17 protein-coding genes are annotated in these 20,007 nt (G+C 66.4%); 11 read left to right on the top strand and 6 right to left on the bottom strand.

Features of this window, described 5'->3' with window-relative positions:
• Nucleotides 1-5 precede the first annotated feature (5 nt).
• Nucleotides 6-2,264: a DNA topoisomerase IV subunit A gene (gene parC, locus WCE05_RS17515; RefSeq protein ID WP_225788931.1), complete on the top strand. Its 2,259-nt coding sequence runs from the start codon at nucleotides 6-8 to the stop codon at nucleotides 2,262-2,264.
• 175 nt (nucleotides 2,265-2,439) lie between these two features.
• Nucleotides 2,440-3,150: a membrane integrity-associated transporter subunit PqiC gene (locus WCE05_RS17510; RefSeq protein WP_225788932.1), complete on the top strand. Its 711-nt coding sequence runs from the start codon at nucleotides 2,440-2,442 to the stop codon at nucleotides 3,148-3,150.
• 275 nt (nucleotides 3,151-3,425) lie between these two features.
• Here WCE05_RS17510 and WCE05_RS17505 read toward each other — a convergent pair whose 3' ends face one another.
• The gene (locus WCE05_RS17505) at nucleotides 3,426-4,859 is read right to left on the bottom strand and encodes a histidine kinase (protein WP_225788933.1); all 1,434 of its coding nucleotides are present in this window, start codon (nucleotides 4,857-4,859) and stop codon (nucleotides 3,426-3,428) included.
• 136 nt (nucleotides 4,860-4,995) lie between these two features.
• Between WCE05_RS17505 and serB the strand changes: the two genes are divergently transcribed.
• Nucleotides 4,996-6,207, top strand: coding sequence for a phosphoserine phosphatase SerB (serB, locus tag WCE05_RS17500; RefSeq protein ID WP_225788934.1), 1,212 nt, complete (start codon nucleotides 4,996-4,998; stop codon nucleotides 6,205-6,207).
• A 97-nt stretch (nucleotides 6,208-6,304) separates the two neighbouring features.
• On the opposite strand, the gene asd is transcribed toward serB, so the two are convergent.
• From asd to WCE05_RS17485, 3 genes are read right to left on the bottom strand one after another with little or no spacing between them, the layout of a single operon-like run.
• Entirely contained in the window at nucleotides 6,305-7,168 is an 864-nt protein-coding gene (gene asd, locus WCE05_RS17495) for an archaetidylserine decarboxylase (RefSeq protein WP_225788935.1), read from the bottom strand.
• Nucleotides 7,169-7,185: 17 nt separating this feature from the next.
• Nucleotides 7,186-7,995 (bottom strand): rhodanese-like domain-containing protein, encoded by an 810-nt coding sequence (locus WCE05_RS17490; RefSeq protein WP_225788936.1) that lies wholly within the window; start codon nucleotides 7,993-7,995, stop codon nucleotides 7,186-7,188.
• Nucleotides 7,996-8,041: 46 nt separating this feature from the next.
• Entirely contained in the window at nucleotides 8,042-9,577 is a 1,536-nt protein-coding gene (locus WCE05_RS17485) for an HDOD domain-containing protein (protein WP_225788937.1), read from the bottom strand.
• A 123-nt stretch (nucleotides 9,578-9,700) separates the two neighbouring features.
• Between WCE05_RS17485 and motA the strand changes: the two genes are divergently transcribed.
• Nucleotides 9,701-10,552, top strand: coding sequence for a flagellar motor stator protein MotA (motA, locus tag WCE05_RS17480; RefSeq protein WP_253081062.1), 852 nt, complete (start codon nucleotides 9,701-9,703; stop codon nucleotides 10,550-10,552).
• Between the two features lie 3 nt (nucleotides 10,553-10,555).
• Entirely contained in the window at nucleotides 10,556-11,575 is a 1,020-nt protein-coding gene (motB, locus tag WCE05_RS17475; RefSeq protein WP_368816228.1) for a flagellar motor protein MotB, read from the top strand.
• A gap of 134 nt (nucleotides 11,576-11,709) precedes the next feature.
• Here the strand turns inward: motB and rsgA are convergent, their stop codons facing one another.
• Entirely contained in the window at nucleotides 11,710-12,741 is a 1,032-nt protein-coding gene (gene rsgA / locus WCE05_RS17470; protein ID WP_368816227.1) for a small ribosomal subunit biogenesis GTPase RsgA, read from the bottom strand.
• A gap of 144 nt (nucleotides 12,742-12,885) precedes the next feature.
• On the opposite strand from rsgA, the gene orn reads away from it, so the two are divergent.
• On the top strand, nucleotides 12,886-13,428 hold the full coding sequence (gene orn, locus WCE05_RS17465) for an oligoribonuclease (protein ID WP_225788941.1): 543 nt from the start codon (nucleotides 12,886-12,888) through the stop codon (nucleotides 13,426-13,428).
• A 108-nt stretch (nucleotides 13,429-13,536) separates the two neighbouring features.
• Entirely contained in the window at nucleotides 13,537-14,148 is a 612-nt protein-coding gene (locus tag WCE05_RS17460; protein ID WP_225788942.1) for a trimeric intracellular cation channel family protein, read from the top strand.
• Between the two features lie 66 nt (nucleotides 14,149-14,214).
• Here the strand turns inward: WCE05_RS17460 and queG are convergent, their stop codons facing one another.
• Complete coding sequence (queG, locus tag WCE05_RS17455) at nucleotides 14,215-15,285, bottom strand: tRNA epoxyqueuosine(34) reductase QueG (protein WP_225788943.1); 1,071 nt, start codon at nucleotides 15,283-15,285, stop codon at nucleotides 14,215-14,217.
• Between the two features lie 65 nt (nucleotides 15,286-15,350).
• Here queG and WCE05_RS17450 point away from each other — a divergent pair, with 65 nt between their 5' ends.
• Genes WCE05_RS17450 through mutL form a run of 4 tightly spaced genes read left to right on the top strand, consistent with a single transcriptional unit; the run spans nucleotide 15,351 to nucleotide 20,007 of the window.
• Nucleotides 15,351-16,211, top strand: a complete 861-nt coding sequence (locus WCE05_RS17450) for an NAD(P)H-hydrate dehydratase (RefSeq protein ID WP_225788944.1) — start codon at nucleotides 15,351-15,353, stop codon at nucleotides 16,209-16,211.
• Entirely contained in the window at nucleotides 16,199-16,672 is a 474-nt protein-coding gene (gene tsaE / locus WCE05_RS17445; RefSeq protein WP_225788945.1) for a tRNA (adenosine(37)-N6)-threonylcarbamoyltransferase complex ATPase subunit type 1 TsaE, read from the top strand. The genes WCE05_RS17450 and tsaE overlap by 13 nt, the downstream gene beginning before the upstream one ends.
• Nucleotides 16,673-18,112 (top strand): N-acetylmuramoyl-L-alanine amidase, encoded by a 1,440-nt coding sequence (locus tag WCE05_RS17440; protein WP_368816226.1) that lies wholly within the window; start codon nucleotides 16,673-16,675, stop codon nucleotides 18,110-18,112.
• On the top strand, nucleotides 18,109-20,007 hold the full coding sequence (gene mutL / locus WCE05_RS17435) for a DNA mismatch repair endonuclease MutL (protein WP_225788947.1): 1,899 nt from the start codon (nucleotides 18,109-18,111) through the stop codon (nucleotides 20,005-20,007). Before WCE05_RS17440 ends, mutL begins: the two co-directional genes overlap by 4 nt.

Here is a 20,007-nt window from a genome sequence, read left to right as displayed (position 1 = left end):
CCCGCATGAGCGACTCACTGGAACTCAGTCTCGACGGCGTCGAACGCCGCTCACTGGCTGACTTCACCGAACAGGCCTACCTCAACTACTCCATGTACGTGATCATGGACCGCGCCCTGCCGCACATCGGCGACGGGCTCAAGCCGGTCCAGCGGCGCATCGTCTATGCCATGAGCGAGTTGGGCCTGGATGCCGACGCCAAGCACAAGAAGTCGGCGCGTACCGTCGGCGACGTGCTCGGCAAGTTCCATCCCCACGGCGACTCCGCCTGCTACGAGGCCATGGTGCTGATGGCCCAGCCATTCAGCTACCGCTACACCCTGGTCGACGGCCAGGGCAACTGGGGGGCTCCGGACGATCCCAAGTCGTTCGCCGCCATGCGCTACACCGAGGCGCGCCTGTCCCGCTATTCCGAGGTGCTGCTCAGCGAGCTGGGCCAGGGCACTGTCGACTGGGTCGCCAACTTCGACGGCACCCTGCAGGAGCCGGCGGTACTGCCCGCACGCCTGCCGAACATCCTGCTCAATGGCACCACCGGCATCGCCGTGGGTATGGCCACCGACGTGCCGCCACACAACCTGCGCGAAGTGGCCAGCGCCTGCGTGCGCCTGCTCGACGAGCCCAAGGCCACGGTCGAGCAGCTGTGCGAGCATATCCAGGGGCCGGACTATCCGACCGAGGCCGAGATCGTCACCCCACGTGCCGAGATCCTCAAGCTCTACGAGAGTGGCAGGGGCTCGATCCGCATGCGTGCCGTCTACCGGGTCGAGGATGGCGACATCGTCGTCACGGCGTTGCCGCACCAGGTCTCCGGCGCCAAGGTGCTGGAGCAGATCGCCGCACAGATGCAGGCCAAGAAGCTGCCGATGGTCGCCGACCTGCGTGACGAGTCGGACCATGAGCACCCCTGCCGTATCGTCATCATCCCGCGCTCGAACCGCGTGGATGCCGACGAGTTGATGCAGCACCTGTTCGCCACCACCGACCTGGAGAGCAGCTACCGGGTCAACGTCAACATCATCGGCCTGGACGGTCGCCCGCAGTTGAAGAACCTGCGCACCCTGCTGCAGGAGTGGCTGCAGTACCGCATCGGCACCGTCCGCCGCCGCCTGCAGTTCCGCCTGGACAAGGTGGAAAAGCGCCTGCACCTGCTCGAAGGCTTGCTCACCGCCTTCCTCAACCTGGACGAAGTGATCCACATCATTCGCACCGAGGACCACCCCAAGCAGGCACTGATCGCCCGCTTCGACCTCAGCGAAGTCCAGGCCGACTACATCCTCGAGACGCGCCTGCGCCAGTTGGCTCGCCTGGAAGAGATGAAGATCCGTGGCGAACAGGACGAGCTGCTCAAGGAACAGGCCAAGTTGCTTGCCCTGCTCGGCAGCGAGGCCAAGCTGCGCAAGCTGGTGCGCAGCGAACTGATCAAGGATGCCGAGACCTATGGCGACGAACGGCGCTCGCCGATCGTCGAGCGGGCCGAGGCCAAGGCCCTCTCGGAAAACGAGCTGATGCCGACCGAGCCGGTCACCGTGGTGCTCTCGGAGAAGGGCTGGGTGCGCTGCGCCAAGGGCCACGACATCGATGCCGGCGGCCTGTCGTACAAGGCCGGCGACAGCTTCAAGGGCGCGGCTGCCGGGCGTTCCAACCAGTTTGCGGTGTTCATCGACTCCACCGGGCGCAGCTACTCGGTGGCGGCGCATACCCTGCCGTCGGCCCGTGGCCAGGGCGAGCCGCTGACAGGACGCCTGACGCCACCGCCGGGAGCGAGCTTCGAGTGCGTGCTATTGCCCGATGACGATGCGCTCTATGTGGTAGCCTCCGATGCCGGTTACGGTTTTGTGGTCAAGGGCGAGGACCTGCAGGCCAAGAACAAGGCCGGCAAGGGCCTGCTCAGCCTGCCCAGCGGTGCCAAGGTCATGACCCCACGGCCGGTGGTCGACCGTGAGCAGGACTGGCTGGCGGCCGTCACCACCGAAGGGCGCCTGCTGGTGTTCAAGGTTGGCGACCTGCCGCAGTTGGGCAAGGGCAAGGGCAACAAGATCATCGGCGTGCCGGGCGATCGGGTGGCCAGCCGTGAAGAGTTCGTCACCGACCTGGCCGTGCTCGGCGAGGGCTCGACCCTTGTGTTGCAGGCTGGCAAGCGTACCCTGTCGCTCAAACCGGATGACCTGGAGCACTACAAGGGCGAGCGCGGGCGTCGCGGTAGCAAATTGCCACGTGGCTTCCAGCGGGTGGATGGCATGGCGGTAGAGCGCCCGGTGTGAACCGGCTGTCTGCCTGGAGCGGCATTTTCAGCGTCGTTCCAGGCAGAAATGCTGGAGTCGGACGCATATTTCGCGGATGATAGTGCCCTTGCGGTGCCGGCGTGGCCGTGTGCCCGTAAGAATCTACATGAGTATCACTGCGGTATGCCTGATGGCGACCGCTTGGATGGGATGAATGAAATTTCTGCGCCTTCCATTTGCGCTGTTGATCACTGGCCTGCTGGGCTTGAGCGGATGCAGCATGCATCAGCAGGTGGCCCTGTATCAGCTCGACAGCGGTGATCCTGGCCAGCCTTCGCAGAGTGCGGGCATGGCCGTGGTGCTTGGCCCGGTGTCGCTGGCCGACTACCTGCAACGCGAGACCTTCCTGCAGCGCCAGGCCGATGGCAGCCTGACGTCGGCGACCGACGGTCGCTGGGCGGGTAGCCTGTCGTCGGATATCGACCAACTGCTGGTGCGCCAGCTGGCCTGGCGCCTGGACAGCCAGCGCGTGGTCCTGGCCCCGGCCAGTGCCGGCTTCTCGCCGGACGTGCAGGTGCTGCTGTCGATCACCCGCCTGGACTCGGGCAAGAACCAGCCGGCGATCCTGGATGCCCAGTGGCGCCTGCTGGATCGTCGCGGCCAGGTGCGTGACAACCGCATCGTCCACCTGGAGCAGCCGCACGAGGGCTCCGAGGCGTCCCAGGTCCAGGCCCAGGGGCAATTGCTGCAAAAGCTGGCCGAACAGCTCAGCACTGCGGTCAAGCCGCTGGCCAACCAGCCGGCCCTCGCCGAGGAGACACGCAAGAAGCCAGCAGCGCCCACCCAGGTCAAGAAGGCGCCCGAGAAGCCGAAGATCCCCATGGCTTCGCCTATCCGTACCGATATGGAAGTCTATCGATTCTGATTGCCCAAGCATGAAAAGCCCGCAGCGATGCGGGCTTTTTCATGTCTGCTGGTTCTGAGGATCGGTGTCGGTTGTTGGGGCCGCTTCGCGCCCCATCGCCGGCAAGCCCCACAGGTACTCCGCTGGGCTCAAGGGCCGTGATGAACCTGCGGGAAGCCGGCTTGCCGGCGATGGGCTGCAAAGCAGCCCCAATCCACACGGTAAGGGCTGTGCCCTTGTTCTCGAGGCAAGCCCGTTCCCACAAGCCCGGCCAGCTCAGTGGGAGAGGGCGGGTATCAGGCCCGGCGCTCGTGCATCCGTGCCAGCTGGCGCTCGAGCATCGAAGGATAAGGCTCCATCAGTCGCTCGACACAGCAGGCCCCTTCGGGGCTGGCGATCGGCCGGATGCGTGCCCGCTGGCGAATCAGGGCGTCATCGCTGATCTGGCGTTCCACCAGCAGCAGGTTGCGGCTGTGCTGGGACAGCGCCAGGGCATCCTGGGCCTTCTCGGCCATCAGCAGGTCCACCTGTTCCAGGCCCTGCAGGTCATCGCCCAGGGCCAGGCCCAACTGCAGTTGCAAGGTGATGCCGCTGTCGGCCACCTCGATCTGCAAGGCATGGCCCAGGGCGCGCAGCAGCTCGCCGCAGCAGATGGCGTTGGTCAGGTAGTCCTCGCCACAGTCACGGCTGTGGAACAGCACCAGGGTGCTGCCGTCGTTAAGGGTGTGGGTCTCGCCTTCATACAGCGAGGCGGCCTGCTCCAGGCAGTCGCGGTAGCGCTCCAGCAGCTCGGTCAGGCGCGTGCGCGGCAGGCGGCGCAACTGCTCCTGGGAGCCCAGTTGCACGGCCAGCACAGCACTGTACTGCGGTTCGTCCGACTCGACGACGGCAGGCTTGGCTGCACTGTCTTCGGCATCGATCAGGCCGGCGAAGGCCTCATCGTCCTCGTCGTCCTGCAGCCGTGGCGTGGCCTTGGGGGCCTGGTCGTCGCCGAGCTCGTCGAAATCGTCCTCGTCTTCTTCCTCGGGCTCCGGTGGCGGTGGCGCCAGGCGCGCGTGCAACTGCCTGGCCAGGTCGCCGATCTCGTCCTGGCGATCGATCGCCGGGGTGTAGGGATGCGGGTCGCGCAGCCACACGCGCAGTTGCAGCAGCGGGGTGGAGATGAAGCGCCCCAGGCGCAGGCTCAGGGCCAGCGCCAGGGCCAGCAGGATGGCGGCAAGGATGCCCATGCTCTGCAGGCTGATCGTCATCGGTTGCTGGAACTGGTTCATGTCCAGGCTGATGCGCAACTGCCCGGCGGTGACGTCCTGGAAGGTGATCTTGGTCTGGTACAGGCCTTCGGCCTCGCCCAGCAGGCTGTTCTTCGGCCGTTGGCCGGCCTCGGCGAGGATGCGGTTGTCCACGCTGTAGATCGCCGCATGGGCCACCAGCGGGTTCTTCACCAGGTTGCCCAGTAGCACGTTGAGGCTGAGGATGTCGTTGGACACCAGCAGCTCGGTGGCCGAGGTGGCGGTCTGGATGGTCAGGCTCTGGCCAAGGGCATCGGCCTGGTCGTGCATGGCCTGCCTGAACTGCAGGCCCATCACGCAGGCATAGATCACCAGCGCCAGGGCCACCAGGAAAATGTTGTGGCTGGCGATGCGCAGTGCCAGGGGAATGCGACGCTGGCGCAGGGCACGGAAGATCATCAGGAAGAAATTATCGGGTTTGACTGGCGTGGGCCGGTTCACAGAGCGCGGCTCTTCATGGCGGAAAAGGTGTTGCGCAGTATAGCGAGCCGTGTTTTGTCGGCAAAGTATCGGCGGTGCCCGATGATCACGGAAAATCGGTAGAATGCGCATTTTTCATCGAAGTCGGAGCCCGGTCTTGCGCGAAATCGTCCTGATCAACATCACTGGTGAAGACCGTCCAGGTCTCACCGCGGCCATCACCGGCGTCCTGGTCCAGGGCGGAGTGAACATTCTCGACATCGGCCTGGCGGTGATGCACGGCACCCTGTCCTTCGGCATCCTGGTCGACATTCCGGACAACGAGGTGGCCACCGCCCTGTTGCAGAGCGTGCAGGCCAAGGCCCACGAGCTGAACCTGCAGGCGCGCTACACACCGATCTCCGAGGCCGACTACCAGCACTGGGCCGATAGCCAGGGCGAGGCACGCCATATCGTGACCCTGCTCAGCCGCAAGGTGACCCCCGAGCAACTGCAGCGGGTCAGCGCGGTCATCAGCCAGTACGGCCTGACCATCGAGCGGATCGAGCGGCTGTCTGCGCGCGTGGTGCTGGATGCCCCGCGGGAGAAGGGCAAGGCCAGCATCGAGATTTCCGTGCGTGGCGAGCCGAGCGACGCCCAGGCCCTGCGCGCGGACTTCTTCGCCCTGGCCGAGGAACTGAGCGTCGACATCGCCTTCCAGAAGGATGACCTGTTCCGCCGCAATCGCCGCCTGGCGGTGTTCGACATGGACTCGACCCTGATCGAGGCCGAGGTGATCGACGAACTGGCCAAGGCTGCCGGGGTTGGCGAGCAGGTGTCGGCGATCACCGAGCGGGCCATGCGCGGCGAGCTGGATTTTCGCGCCAGCTTCAAGGAGCGCATGGCGCTGCTCAAGGGCCTGGACGTCGGCGTGCTGGATGAGATCGGTGCTTCCCTGCGCCTGACCGAAGGCGCCGAGCGCCTGTTCGCCGAGCTCAAGCGCCTGGGCTACAAGACAGCGATTCTCTCCGGTGGCTTTTCCTACTTCGCCAAGCAGGTGCAGGCGCGCCTGGGTATCGACTACGTCTTCGCCAATGAACTGGAAGTGGTCGATGGCAAGGTCACCGGCGTTGCCGTCGAGCCGATCGTCGATGCCCAGCGCAAGGCCGAGCTGCTCCAGGAACTGGCGAGCCGGGAGGGCCTGCGACTGGAGCAGACCATCGCCGTGGGCGATGGCGCCAACGACCTGCCGATGTTGTCGCTGGCCGGGCTGGGCGTGGCCTTCCGGGCCAAGCCGCTGGTGCGCCAGTCGGCCAAGCAGGCGATCTCCACCTTGGGGCTGGATGGAGTGCTGTACCTGCTGGGCATCCGTGACCGCGACGCGCGCTGAGGTTACGGGGTAGCGGGCCGCAAGGCAGCCCCGACAGCCCATGAAAAAGGCCCTGCCTGACGCACGCCAGGCAGGGCCTTTTTGTATCAAGCGGCGATCACGCTTGCGCCGGCGCCGCCAACTGCTGCCCCATGCGCACTGCCGAGCCCGCACCCAGGCCCTCGGCCCATTTCACCTGCTCCGGCCCGAACAGCACGATGGCGGTCGAACCCAGCTTGAAACGTCCCAGCTCGGCGCCTTTTTCCAGGTGGATCGGCGTGCGGCTGGCTTCGTCGTAGCGGAAGGTCTTGAGCTCACGCTTCGGCGGGGTGACCAGGCCAGCCCAGACCGTCTCGATCGAGGCGACGATCATCGCGCCGACCAGCACCACGGCCATCGGCCCGCGCTCGGTGTCGAACAGGCACACCACCCGCTCGTTGCGAGCGAACAGCTCCGGTACGTTCTCGGCGGTGGTCTGGTTGACCGAGAACAGCCGCCCCGGCACATAGACCATCTCGCGCAGGGTGCCGGCCAGCGGCATGTGCACGCGGTGGTAGTCCTTGGGCGACAGGTAGATGGTGGCGAACTCGCCGCCCATGAACGGTGCGGCCAGGGCCGGGTCGCCACCGAGCAGCTCCAGGGCGCTGAAGCTGTGGCCCTTGGCCTGGAAGAGGCGGCCGTGCTCGATCGGGCCGAGCTGGCTGACCGCGCCGTCGGCCGGGCAGAGGATGGCGCCCGGGGTCTCGTCCAGCGGCCGCGCGCCTGGCTTGAGGGCGCGGGTGAAGAAGGCGTTGAAGTGCTCGTAGGCCGTCAGGTCCTCGACCAGCGCCTCGGACATGTTCACCTGGTAGCGCTTGGCGAACCAGGCGGTGAAGGCGTTCTTGAACCAGCGTGCGCGGCATTCGGCGATGCAGCCGGCCAGGCGCGACAGCAGATGGTGCGCCAGCAGGTACTGGCTGAGGATGAACAAGCGGGATTTCATTGGGTTTCCTTGGAGTTTCAGACTTCTACAGGCGTATCCGGGTGGTTGCCCCATTCGCCCCAGGAGCCGGCGTAGGCCTTGACCCGTGGGTAGCCCAGGGCCTTGGCCACCAGGTAGGTGAAGCCGGAACGGTGGTGGGTCTGGCAGTGGGTGATCACTTCCTTGTCGGGAGTGATGCCAAGCTGCTGGAGGATGTCGGCCATGTCCTGGCGGATGCGCAGGTGGTCGTTGAGGTCCATGCCGGCGGTCCACTCGAAGTTGACCGCGCCGGGGATGTGTCCACCCTTGGCCGCCAGGACCTTCTCGCCGCGGTACTCGCCGGGGCTGCGGGCGTCCCAGATGGCCAGGTCGGTCGCGCCCAGGCGGCTTTGCAGGTATTCGCGGGTGGCCGTGGGTTCCGGGTGCAGTTGCAGGTGGACCGGGCCGCCGGCGCTGGGTGGCACCTCGGTGGAGAGCTTGTCCGCCGGCCACGCCTGGATACCGCCATTGAGGTAGTGGTAGGCCTTGTGGCCGATGACATCGAGCATCCAGATGAAGCGCCCGGCCCAGCCGCCGCCTTCGTCGTCGTAGACCACATAGACCGCGTCGTCGCGGTGGCCGAGCTCGCCGAACAGCTTCTCCAGGTCGGCGCGCGCCGGCAGCAGGCCGGGGGCTGGCGGCTGGCCCAGCTGGGTGCGCTTGGGATCGACGAAGCGGGCGCCAGGGATATGCCCGCTGCCATAGCGGTTGGCGCAGGTCAAGTCGACCAGGATCAGCTGTGGCGAAGCCAGGCGTGGCAGCAGGTCGGCCGGTTCGATCACCAGAGGCAAGCCGGAAAAGTCAGTCATCCACGGTCTCCAGGGTGGAATAGAGGGGGCGATTGTAGCGCAAGGCTCAGGCGTTGCGGTTGGCAAAGGTGGCCAGGGCGCGCTCCAGGCATTGCGCGGTCTTGCCGAACGCCTGCACGCCGATATCGGCCAGCGGTTTGCCACCCTGGTCGGCGATCACCAGCATCAGCGGCTGGCCATCGACCGCCAGCGAACGCAGCAGCAGGTGCTCGCTGCGCCAGAAGGTGCGCAGCGGCGCTGGCATCAGCGCGCAGAACTGGGCGTGGTTCTCCGGCGTCAGACGTAACTGCGCCGCCTGGCTCATCAGGCGTTGCAACAGTTTGCTCTGGGCCAGCGGCAGCACCAGGGCAGAGGCCTCCTTGGGATGGCCGGCGGCCTGTTGCACGCGCAGGCACTCGTTGGGCTTGTCGAGCATCAACAGCATGACCCGTTGCATGCCGCAGGCCAGCAGGGCGTCGCTGCCTTGGGTGGCGAGGTGAATGGCGTTGCTGAACGGGCTGGGGGTCACCAGCAGTTCGCCGCACAGCCTGCGCCAGCGCTCCAGGTCCTGGCTGGGTGGTGGCGGCGGGGCGAGCATGTCCGGGTGTGGGCGGCGCTGCTGCCATGGCCAGATCAGTGCCTCGGCGGGATGGAATAGCGCGTGCCGGGCATGCTGGCGGGCACTGGCCGCAGCCTGCTGGTGGACTTGCTGCTGCACGTCGTCCAGGGACGTCTGCAGGTACAGGGCGGTCAGCAACTGCCAGCGCAGCAGGTGTGGGTGGTCCCAGCCGACCTGGGCCGCCAGGGCCAGGCCGTTGGCCAGCAGCACGGTGTTGGCCGGCTGGTTGAACCAACGCCGCAGCCCGGGCTCGTCGTCCAGGCGCTGTTGCTGGCTGAGGCGGTCCTGGTCACGGGCGATGTTCAGCACCTGGGCCAGTCGTTCGCGTTCGTCCATCAGCAGGCGGTAGCCCTGGGTCACCCATTCGGGTAGGCGCCAGTGCTCGGCCATGGCCTGGCACAGTTGCATGATGCGCACGCCGAACAACTCGTGCTCGACCTCGGCGGCCTCCTCGTCCTTGTGGATGACCCGCAGCTCCCAGGCGTCGAGCAGCCTGGGATAGGCCAGCGCCAGGGGCCAGAGCGGGGAGAGAAACAGCAGGCTGCCCCAGTGGATCTCTTGCCACAGCCGTGCCAGGCGGCTGGCGAACAAGCCGTTGGCCTGCTGGGTGGCGTGCTGGCTGATCAGCAGGAACTGGCGCAACACCGGTGGGATCTCCTCGCCCGGCACGGCGGGCAGGCGCGCCAGCAACTCGGCGCTGCGCGCCAGGCCCAGGCGGTTGAGGGCGATCTCGAGGCTTTCGGCGGGCTCGGCCAGGCTGGCATTGGCCGGATGGTTGGCCTCGCGCATGACCGACAGCACCAGGGCCGGGCTGTCCTGCATCAGTTCGGCGATATCGCGCAGGGAGCGGCGGCTGTCGTTGATGGCCGACAACACCTGGTCATGGCTCTGCTTCGGCACCGGCAGGCGGATGCCATCGAGCAGCTTTACCCAGGCCTGGAGCGTGCGCGGAGCCTGATTTGGCACCTTGGTTTCGATTGGCATTTTGATATCAGTCCGAACTGGCTTTTCACGTTTAGTGGCTATAGTCTGGCGCAGTTCTGCCGATAAGTAGAAGAGCGTTCCAATGCGCCCGCCCCTGACCCTGACTGCAAGTGCTTTGAACCTATGGCTAAAATTATCGGCATCATCGTCGTAATCGCGAGCGTGCTCGGCGGATACGTGCTTTCCCACGGCAAGATCGCGGCACTGATCCAGCCGTTCGAAGTGCTGATCATCGGTGGTGCCGCCTTCGGTGCGTTTCTTCAGGCCAACCCTGGCCACATGACCCTGCATGTGATGAAGAAGTCGCTGAAGATGTTCGGCACCCGCTTCACCCACACTTTCTACCTGGAGGTGCTGGGCCTGATCTACGAGATCCTCAACAAGAGCCGCCGCGAAGGTATGATGGCCATCGAGGGTGACATCGAAGACCCGGCCGCCAGCCCTATCTTCGCCAAGTACCCGACGGTGCTGGGCGACGAGCGCATGACCGCGTTCGTCTGCGACTACCTGCGCATCATGTCCACCGGCAACATGGCGCCGCACGAGCTCGAGGGCCTGTTCGACATGGAACTGATGAGCCTGAAGGAAGAGCTGGACCACCCTGCGCACGCGGTGAACAGTGTTGCCGACGGCATGCCGGGCTTCGGTATCGTCGCGGCGGTCCTGGGCATCGTGGTGACCATGGCGTCCCTGGGCGATGGCGACCAGACGTCCATCGGCCTGCATGTGGGCGCGGCGCTGGTGGGTACCTTCTTCGGTATTCTCGCCGCCTATGGCTTCTTCGGCCCGCTGTCCAACGCCTTGCGCCACGACGCCAAGGAAGAACTGAACGTCTACGAGGCGATCAAGGCCTCGCTGGTGGCCTCGGCTTCCGGCATGCCGCCGTCGTTGGCCGTGGAGTTCGGCCGCAAGGTGTTGTACCCGGCGCACCGTCCGAGCTTCGCCGAACTGGAACAAGCGGTCCGCGGTCGCTAAGCCATGGAGAACAATCAACCCATCATCGTCAAGCGCGTCAAGCGCTTTGGCGACGGCCACCACGGTGGTTCCTGGAAGATCGCCTTCGCTGACTTCGCCACGGCGATGATGGCATTCTTCCTGGTGCTCTGGTTGCTGTCCACGGCCACGCCCGAGCAGAAGATCGCCATCGCCGGCTACTTCAAGGACCCGATTGGCTTTTCCGAGAGCGGTACCCCCTACATCATCGACCTGGGCGGCTCGCCGAAACTGGCGCCGGAGAAGACCATCAACCCGGAGGCGGAGTCCGAGCCTATGCCCGACACCAGCATCCAGCTGGACAAGGACCGGGTCGAGAGCCTGGCCGAGCAGGTCGAGCAGGAACGCCTCCAGTTGCTGTTGCAGGAACTGCAGAACAAGGTCGAGGAAAATCCCCAGCTGCAGAAGTTCAAGGACCAGATCCTGTTCGAGATCACCCAGGATGGCCTGCGCATCCAAATCATGGACGCCGAGAACCGGCCGATGTTCGACCTGGGCAGTGCGCGCCTGCAGCCGTACTTCGAGGACATCCTGCTGGCCATGGCCGACACCATCAAGGCGGTGCCGAACAAGATCAGCATCAGCGGCCATACCGATGCCAAGCCCTATGCCGGCACTGGCGAGTTCGGCAACTGGGAGCTGTCGGCCAGCCGTGCCAACGCCGCGCGCCGGGCGCTGGTCGCCGGTGGCTATCCAGATGCGCAGGTGGCGCGGGTGGTCGGCTATGCCTCGTCGTCGCTGTTCGACCGCAAGGATCCGTTCAACCCGGTCAACCGGCGTATCGACATCATCGTCCTGACCAAGAAGGCCCAGCGCACCATCGAAGGCGAGCAGGGCACACAGCAAGCGCCGGAGATGCCCGCCGATGGCGCACCGGGTGCCTCGGCTTCGCCGGCGCCGGGCCAGGGCGATGCCGCCCAGGCTCCGATGCAGCCACGCGAGCTACGTCAGAAGCTGAATATCTTCGAGGATGGCGTGCTGAAGATGGATGACGCCCAGGAATAATTCCTGCTGTCAGTGCTGGCCCTTTTGCGGGCAAGCCCGTTCCCACACGGGGCTGCAACCCGCCTCATTCATGATCGACTCGGCCCTTGTGGGAGCGGGCTTGCCCGCGAAAAGGCCAACGCCGATGCCCGGGCTCAGTAGCTGTCCTGCGCCAAGCTGGCAATGATCGAGCGGTAGCTGCTCATCCGCTGCGGCTTGATGCGCCCTTCCTCCAGCGCCTGGAGCAGGGCGCAGCCAGGCTCGCGGTCGTGCTTGCAGTCGCGGAAGCGGCAATGGCCGAGCAGGTCGCGGAACTCGATGAAGCCTGCCTCGATGTCGTCGCGGCTGACATGGCCCAGGCCGAACTCGCGGATGCCGGGCGAGTCGATCAGGTCGCCGCCATTGGGGAAGTGATAGAGGCGGGCAGTGGTCGTGGTGTGGGTGCCCTGGCCGGACCACTCGGAGAGATCGCCCACGCGGGTCTGCGCCTGCGGCAGCAGGCTGTTGACCAGCGATGACTTGCCCACCCCGGACTGGCCGACGAAGACGCTGATATGCCCGTCCAGCGCCTGTTGCAGGCGCTGCATGCCATCGCCCTGGTGGGCCGAAACCTCCAGCAGCGGGTAGCCCAGCTCGCGGTACACCGCCAGCAGGGCCTCGAGCGTCGAGGCATTGCCCTCGTCGATCAGGTCGGCCTTGTTCAGCAGCAGCAGGGGGCGGATGCCCGCATGCTCGGCCGCCACCAGGTAGCGATCGATCAGGTTGGCCTGGGGCTCGGGGACCGGGGCGAAAACGATCACGATCAGATCGACGTTGGCCGCTACCGGCTTGAGCTGGCCATGGTTGTTCGGCCGGCACAGCTCGGCGCTGCGCGGCATCTGCGCGACGATCACGCCGTTGCCCTGGTTGCCGGCACGCCACACCACCCGGTCGCCGGTGACCAGCGCCGGCAGGTTGGCCCGCAGGTGGCAGCGGAACACCTGGCCTGCCGCCTCGCCGTCCTGGGCCTCGACCTCCACCTGCACGCCGAAGTGGGCGATCACCAGGCCCAGTTGCTCAGGCCCCAGGTCGCCACCTTCCAGTTCCTGCAGGGCATGCTGCTCGCGTTTGGCAGCGCGGGCGGCGCGTTCGCCCTGGATCTTTTCGATGCGCCAGTTCTGGCGGCGGTTGAGCTGGCGTTTGGCCATGGAGGTTCCGTGTCGGCGGGGCAGAAGAAAAACGGCAGGCAGTTTAGCACGCCCGGCTGGCGTGCCATTCCGTTACCTTTCCAGCGCGAATGCATCGGCAGCGACCGCTAGGCTAATATGACGGCCTATTCGAGGAGCTCTTTCATGCAGAACCCACAGAACCTGATCTGGATCGATCTGGAAATGACCGGCCTGGATCCGGACAACGACGTCATCATCGAGATGGCCACCATCGTCACCGACAGCGAGCTGAACACCCTGGCCGAGGGCCCGGTAATCGCGATCCATCACAGCGACGAGGTGCTGGCGCGCATGGACGAGTGGAACACCCGCACCCACGGTGCCTCGGGCCTGACCCAGCGCGTGCGCGAAAGCCGCATCGGCATGGCCGAGGCCGAGGCGCAGACCCTGGCGTTCCTCGAACAATGGGTGCCCAAGGGCAAGTCGCCGATCTGCGGCAACAGCATCTGCCAGGACCGGCGTTTCCTGTATCGCCACATGCCGGCGCTCGAAGGCTACTTCCACTATCGTAACCTCGACGTCTCCACCCTCAAGGAACTGGCCGCACGCTGGGCCCCGCAGGTGCGCGACAGCTTCAAGAAGGGCGGTACCCACCTGGCGCTGGACGATATCCGCGAGTCGATCGCCGAGCTGCGTCACTACCGCGAACATTTCATCAAACTCTAAGCTTCAAGCCCCGAGCTGCAAGCTTCAAGTTGAGCAACGGCGCGCTCGAGCGCGCGTATTGCTTTTGGCTTGGCGCTTGCCGCTTGTCGCTTCTTCTGGACCTGCACCATGCTGTTGATGCTTTACCTGATTGCGATTACCGCTGAAGCCATGACCGGAGCCTTGTCGGCAGGCCGGCGAGGCATGGACTGGTTCGGCGTGGTGTTGATCGCCTGCGTCACCGCCCTGGGCGGCGGCTCGGTGCGCGACGTGCTGTTGGGGCACTATCCGCTGACCTGGGTGAAACACCCGGAGTACCTGGTGCTGACCAGTTTCGCGGCCTTGTTGACGATTTTCATCGCACCGCTCATGCGCCATCTGCGCTCGCTGTTTCTGGTGCTCGATGCCCTGGGGCTGGTGGCCTTCACCCTCATCGGCTGCATGACCGCCCTGGAGATGGGGCAGGGCCTGCTGGTGGCTTCGATCAGCGGGGTCATTACCGGGGTGTTTGGCGGCATTCTGCGGGACATCTTCTGCAACGACATCCCCTTGGTATTCCGTCGCGAACTGTATGCCAGCGTGTCCTTCGCCGCGGCCTGGTTCTACCTGGGGTGCGTGCATTTCAAGGTGCCAGCCGAACAGGCCATGCTGCTGACCTTGTTCGGCGGGTTCCTGGTGCGCCTGCTGGCGATTCGCTTCCACTGGGAAATGCCCAAGTTCCACTACAACGATCAGCCGTGAATTTCGAGCTGCAGGCGGATTGGCGTTGGTGCCGAGGGCGTGCCCGGCTTGGTTGAGCGGCGCAAGTCAGCTGGAGGCTTGGCCATGCTGCGCCAGGGCCCAGGCCACGTGCTCGCGCACCAGATCCGAGGGGTGCTCGCGCCGCGCTCGCAAGGCCTCCAGCACCGGTATGGTCGTCGGCGCATTGCCCAGCCCCACCGCCAGGTTGCGTAGCCAGCGCTCGTAGCCTGCTCGGCGCAGCGGCGAACCCTCGGTATTGCTGAGGAAGGTGCTTTCGTCCCAGAGAAACAGCTCCGCCAGCTCGGCGTTGTCCAGACCGTGGCGCGGCTTGAAGTCGTTCTCCTGGGTCGGTCGGGCGAAGCGGTTCCACGGGCAGACGATCTGGCAGTCGTCGCAGCCGAACACCCGGTTGCCGATCAGCGGGCGCAGTTCCACCGGGATCGCTTGCTTGAGCTCGATGGTCAGGTAGGAAATGCAGCGCCGTGCATCGAGCACGTAGGGGCCGACGAAGGCCTTGGTCGGGCAGATGTCCAGGCATGCCTGGCAGCGGCCGCAGTGCTCGCTGGCCTGGGCCTCGTCCACCGGCAGCGGCAGGTCGACGAACAGCTCGGCGAGGAAGAAGTAGCTGCCGGCCTTGCGGTTGAGCAGCAAGGTGTTCTTGCCGATCCAGCCCAGGCCGGCCTGCTGGGCGATGGCCTTCTCCAGCACCGGGGCGCTGTCGACGAAGGCGCGAAAACCGAACGGGCCGATCGCCTGTTGCACGCGCTCGGCCAGGTGCTGCACACGCTTGCGTACCAGCTTGTGGTAGTCGCGGCCCAGGGCATAGCGCGAGACATAGGCCTTCTCGGGCTGGGCGAGCTGTTGCGCCATGCGCGTGTCGCCGGGCAGGTAGTCCATGCGCAGCGACACCACGCGCAAGGTGCCGGGTACCAGTTGCTCGGGGTGGGAGCGCTTGCTGCCATGGGCGGCCATGTAGTCCATCTCGCCCTGGTAGCCGGCCGCCAGCCAGCGTTGCAGGTGCTGTTCATGCTCGCCAAGGTCCACGCCGGCGATACCGACGTGGGCGAAACCGAGTTCCCGGCCCCAATCCTTGATCGATTGGGACAGCGCGGCGAGGTCAGGGGTGTGAGCGGACATGGATGGACAAGGCAATACAGGCTCAGGTGCGTATAATTCTGCCAGACATCGGAGCCTTTGACCCCATGCCCCAGACCAAACACCCTGCCAATGCCCCACAACTGCTCAGCAGCGTGAGCATCGCCAGCCTGCCGCCACGCCGTGCGCACGCCCACAAGGGCGATTTCGGCCATGTGCTCATCGTCGGTGGCGACCTGGGTACCGGCGGCGCGGTGCTGCTCAGCGCCGAGGCCGCGCTGCGCTGCGGGGCCGGCCTGGTGAGCGTGGCCACCCGCCCGGAGCACGTCGCCGCTGGCCTGACCCGCCTGCCCGAGACCATGTGGCTGGGGACGAACTCGGCCAACCAGTTGCAGGGCCTGCTCGAACGGGCTTCGGTGCTGGTGGTCGGCCCGGGCCTGGGCCAGGCCGCCTGGGGCCGCAGCTTGCTGTCGGCGGTGGCCAATGCCCACCTGCCGCAGGTATGGGACGCCGACGCGCTGAACCTGCTGGCTCATACGCCCCTGGCGTTGCCCAGTGGCAGTATCCTCACCCCTCATCCGGGTGAGGCGGCGCGTCTGTTGGGTATTTCCACCGAGGCCGTGCAGGCCGACCGGCCGGGCGCGGCCCGCAAGCTGGCTCGCAAGCATGCCAGCGTCTGCGTGCTCAAGGGGGCCGGTACGCTGGTGGCCGACCCGGCCGGGCAACTGGTGCTGTGCGGGCGCGGCCATCCGGCGATGGCCGGTGCCGGCCTTGGCGACGTGCTCACTGGCGTGCTGGCCGCCCTGCTGGCCCAGGGGCTGGACGCCTGGTCGGCGGCCGGCCTGGGGGTGTGGCTGCACGCCTGTGCCGGCGAGCGCCTGGGGGTGAAAGGAAGAGGGCTGGCAGCCAGCGACCTGGTGCCGGTCATTCGTGAATTGTTGGAGGAGCATTCAGCGTGTCAGGCATAACCCTGTTTCTGGCCGACGAGGCGGCCACCGTCGCCTTCGGCGCTCGTCTGGCCCAGCTGACGGGCGGTCATGGCGTGATCTTTCTCGAGGGTGACCTGGGTGCCGGCAAGACCACGCTGTCGCGTGGGTTGATCCGCGGCCTGGGCCATACGGGCCCGGTCAAGAGCCCCACGTTCACCGTGGTCGAGCCCTACGAGATCGGCGAGGTGCGCGCCTTCCATTTCGACCTGTACCGCCTGGTCGACCCTGAGGAACTGGAGTTCATGGGGATCCGCGACTACTTCGAGGGCGACCCGCTGTGCCTGTTCGAATGGCCGCAAAAGGGTGCGGGCGTTTTGCCAAAGCCCGACCTGACCATTACCATAAGCCCGCAGGCGGGCGGGCGCTCGCTGATCCTGTCACCGCAGGGGGCTCGCGGTGAGTCCTGGTGCGCCGCTCTGGCCGTAGAATTCAAACAGTAAATGGGGTTAGGTATGCGCATACGCGCACTGGTCGCCGTCGTTGGGCTGCTGCTGACAGCGGTGACCGTTGACGCTCTGGCCGTCACGCAAGTCAAGAGCATGCGCCTATGGCGCGCACCGGATAACACGCGGCTGGTCTTCGACCTGTCCGGTCCCGTGCAGCACAGCGTCTTCACCCTGACCGCGCCAGACCGCCTGGTCATCGACATCAATGGGGCGACCCTGGGCGGGCCGCTGAACGTCTCCACCTCCAACACGCCGATCAGCAACGTGCGTTCGGCCCAGCGCACGCCCACCGACCTGCGCGTGGTGGTCGACCTCAAGCAGGCGGTCACTCCCAAGAGCTTCACCCTGACCCCCAACGCCCAGTACGGTAATCGCCTGGTGGTCGACCTGTACGACCGAGAAGCCGACGCCATCGCCGCCAGTGCGCCGACGCCACCGCCGGCGCGTACGCCTGCCACCACCCCGGCGGTGCCGGTGACCCCCGCGCAGCCGGCGATCAAGTTGCCGCCGGTGTCCAGCGGCAAGCGCGATATCGTCATCGCCATCGACGCTGGCCACGGCGGCGAGGACCCGGGCGCCTCGGGCTCGCGTGGCCAGCATGAAAAAGACATCGTGCTGCAGATCGCCAAGGAACTGCAGCGCCAGATCAACACCGAGAAGGGCTACCGCGCCGAGCTGATCCGCACGGGCGACTACTTCATCCCGCTGCGCAAGCGCACCGAGATCGCCCGCAAGAAGGGCGCCGACCTGTTCATCTCGGTCCACGCCGATGCCGCGCCGTCCAAGGCCGCCTTCGGTGCTTCGGTATTCGCCCTGTCCGACCGTGGCGCCACGTCCGAGACCGCGCGCTGGCTGGCCGACACGGAGAACCGTTCCGACCTGATCGGCGGGGCTGGCAACGTCAGCCTGGACGACAAGGACCGCATGCTGGCCGGAGTACTGCTGGACCTGTCGATGACCGCTACCCTCAGCTCCAGCCTCGATGTCGGCCAGAAGGTGCTGGGCAACATGGGCCGTATCACTCCGCTGCACAAGCGGCGTGTGGAGCAGGCTGGCTTCATGGTGCTGAAGTCGCCGGACATCCCATCGATCCTTGTGGAAACCGGGTTCATCTCCAACGCCAACGAGGCCGCCAAGCTGGCCACCCGGAGCCACCAGCAGGCCCTGGCGCGTTCGATCCATACCGGCGTGCGCCAGTACTTCCAGCAGAACCCGCCGCCGGGCACCTACATCGCCTGGCTGCGTGACAGCGGCAAGATCGCCCAGGGGCCCCGCGAGCATACGGTACGCCCGGGCGAGACCCTGGCCATGATCGCCGTGCGCTACCAGGTCAGCGTGGCCAGCCTGCGCAGCGCCAACAGCCTCAAGAGCGATGAGCTGAAGGTCGGCCAGCACCTCGATATCCCCAGCACCACCCTGGCGTCCCAGCGATGAGTGGTGGTTCTCGTATCCAGTTGCTCAGCCCTCGGCTGGCCAACCAGATCGCCGCCGGCGAGGTGGTCGAGCGCCCGGCATCGGTGGCCAAGGAACTGCTGGAAAACAGCCTGGACTCCGGCGCCCGGCGTATCGACATCGATGTCGAGCAGGGCGGGGTCAAGCTGCTGCGCGTGCGTGACGACGGTGGTGGCATCGCCCCCGACGATCTGCCTTTGGCCCTGGCCCGCCATGCCACCAGCAAGATCCGCGAGCTGGAGGACCTCGAAGGGGTGCTCAGCCTGGGGTTCCGTGGCGAAGCGCTGGCCTCGATCAGTTCGGTGGCGCGCCTGACCCTGACCTCGCGCACGGCCAGTGCCGGCGAGGCCTGGCAGGTGGAGACCGAAGGCCGTGACATGACGCCGCGGGTGCAGCCGGCCGCGCACCCGGTCGGCACCTCGGTGGAGGTGCGCGACCTGTTCTTCAATACCCCGGCCCGGCGCAAGTTCCTCAAGTCGGAGAAGACCGAGTTCGACCACCTGCAGGAAGTCATCCGGCGTCTGGCCCTGGCGCGTTTCGACGTCGGCTTCCACCTGCGGCACAACGGCAAGAGCGTCCTCAGCCTGCACGAGGCGCCCGACGAGATCGCCCGGGCCAGGCGGGTCGGTGCCATCTGCGGGCCGGGCTTCCTCGAGCAGGCGTTGCCGATCGATGTCGAGCGCAACGGCCTGCGCCTGTGGGGCTGGGTCGGTTTGCCGACCTTCTCGCGCAGCCAGGCAGACCTGCAGTACTTCTTCGTCAATGGCCGCGCGGTGCGCGACAAGCTGGTGGCCCACGCCGTGCGCCAGGCATACCGCGACGTGCTGTTCAACGGCCGGCACCCGACCTTCGTGCTGTTCCTCGAGCTGGAGCCGAACGGGGTCGACGTCAACGTGCACCCGACCAAGCACGAAGTGCGCTTTCGCGAAGGGCGCATGGTCCACGACTTCCTCTACGGCACCCTGCACCGAGCCCTGGCGGACGTGCGTCCGGAGGACCAGGTGGCCGCGCCGGCGGCGGTGAGCGAGATCGTTCGCCCCACGGGCCAGCAGGCGGGCGAGTTCGGCCCCCAGGGCGAGATGCGACTGGCCTCGCCGGTGCTCGAGCAGCCCCAAGCCGAGCCACGCCAGGCGTTTTCCGGTGGTAGTGGGGCGGGCTATCAGTACAGCTACAGCCCGCGCCCCGCGCAGCCCGTGCCGGCCGCCGAGGCCCAGGCGGTCTACCGCGAGTTCTTCGCCCCGCTGGAGAGCGGCGTGGCCAGCCCCGTGGCGCTGCCGGAAAGCCAGGGCGACATACCGCCGCTGGGCTATGCGCTGGCCCAGCTCAAGGGCATCTATATCCTGGCCGAGAACGCCATCGGCCTGGTGCTGGTGGACATGCACGCGGCCCATGAGCGGATCATGTACGAACGGCTCAAGGTGGCCATGGCCAGCGAGGGCCTGAGCGGCCAGCCGCTGCTGGTGCCCGAGTCGCTGGCGCTCAGCCAGCGCGAGGCGGACTGTGCCGAGGAGCATGCGCAGTGGTTCCAGCGCCTGGGCTTCGAGCTCCAGCGCCTGGGCCCGGAAACCCTGGCGATTCGCCAGATCCCGGCGTTGCTCAAGCAGGCCGAGGCCAATCGCCTGGTCCAGGACGTGCTCGGCGACCTGATGGAGTACGGCACCAGCGATCGCATCCAGGCGCACCTGAACGAACTGCTCGGTACCATGGCCTGCCACGGCGCCGTGCGCGCCAATCGTCGCCTGGCCATCCCCGAGATGAACGCGCTGCTGCGCGACATGGAGAACACCGAGCGCAGCGGCCAATGCAACCATGGCCGGCCGACCTGGACCCAGCTTGGCCTGGACGACCTGGACAAACTCTTCCTGCGCGGTCGATGA

This window comes from Pseudomonas sp. I2 (assembly GCF_040984075.1).
Lineage (GTDB): Bacteria > Pseudomonadota > Gammaproteobacteria > Pseudomonadales > Pseudomonadaceae > Aquipseudomonas > Aquipseudomonas guariconensis_B.
Note: the sequence above shows the minus strand (reverse complement) of the source record. Positions and strands in the feature narration are given on the sequence as shown.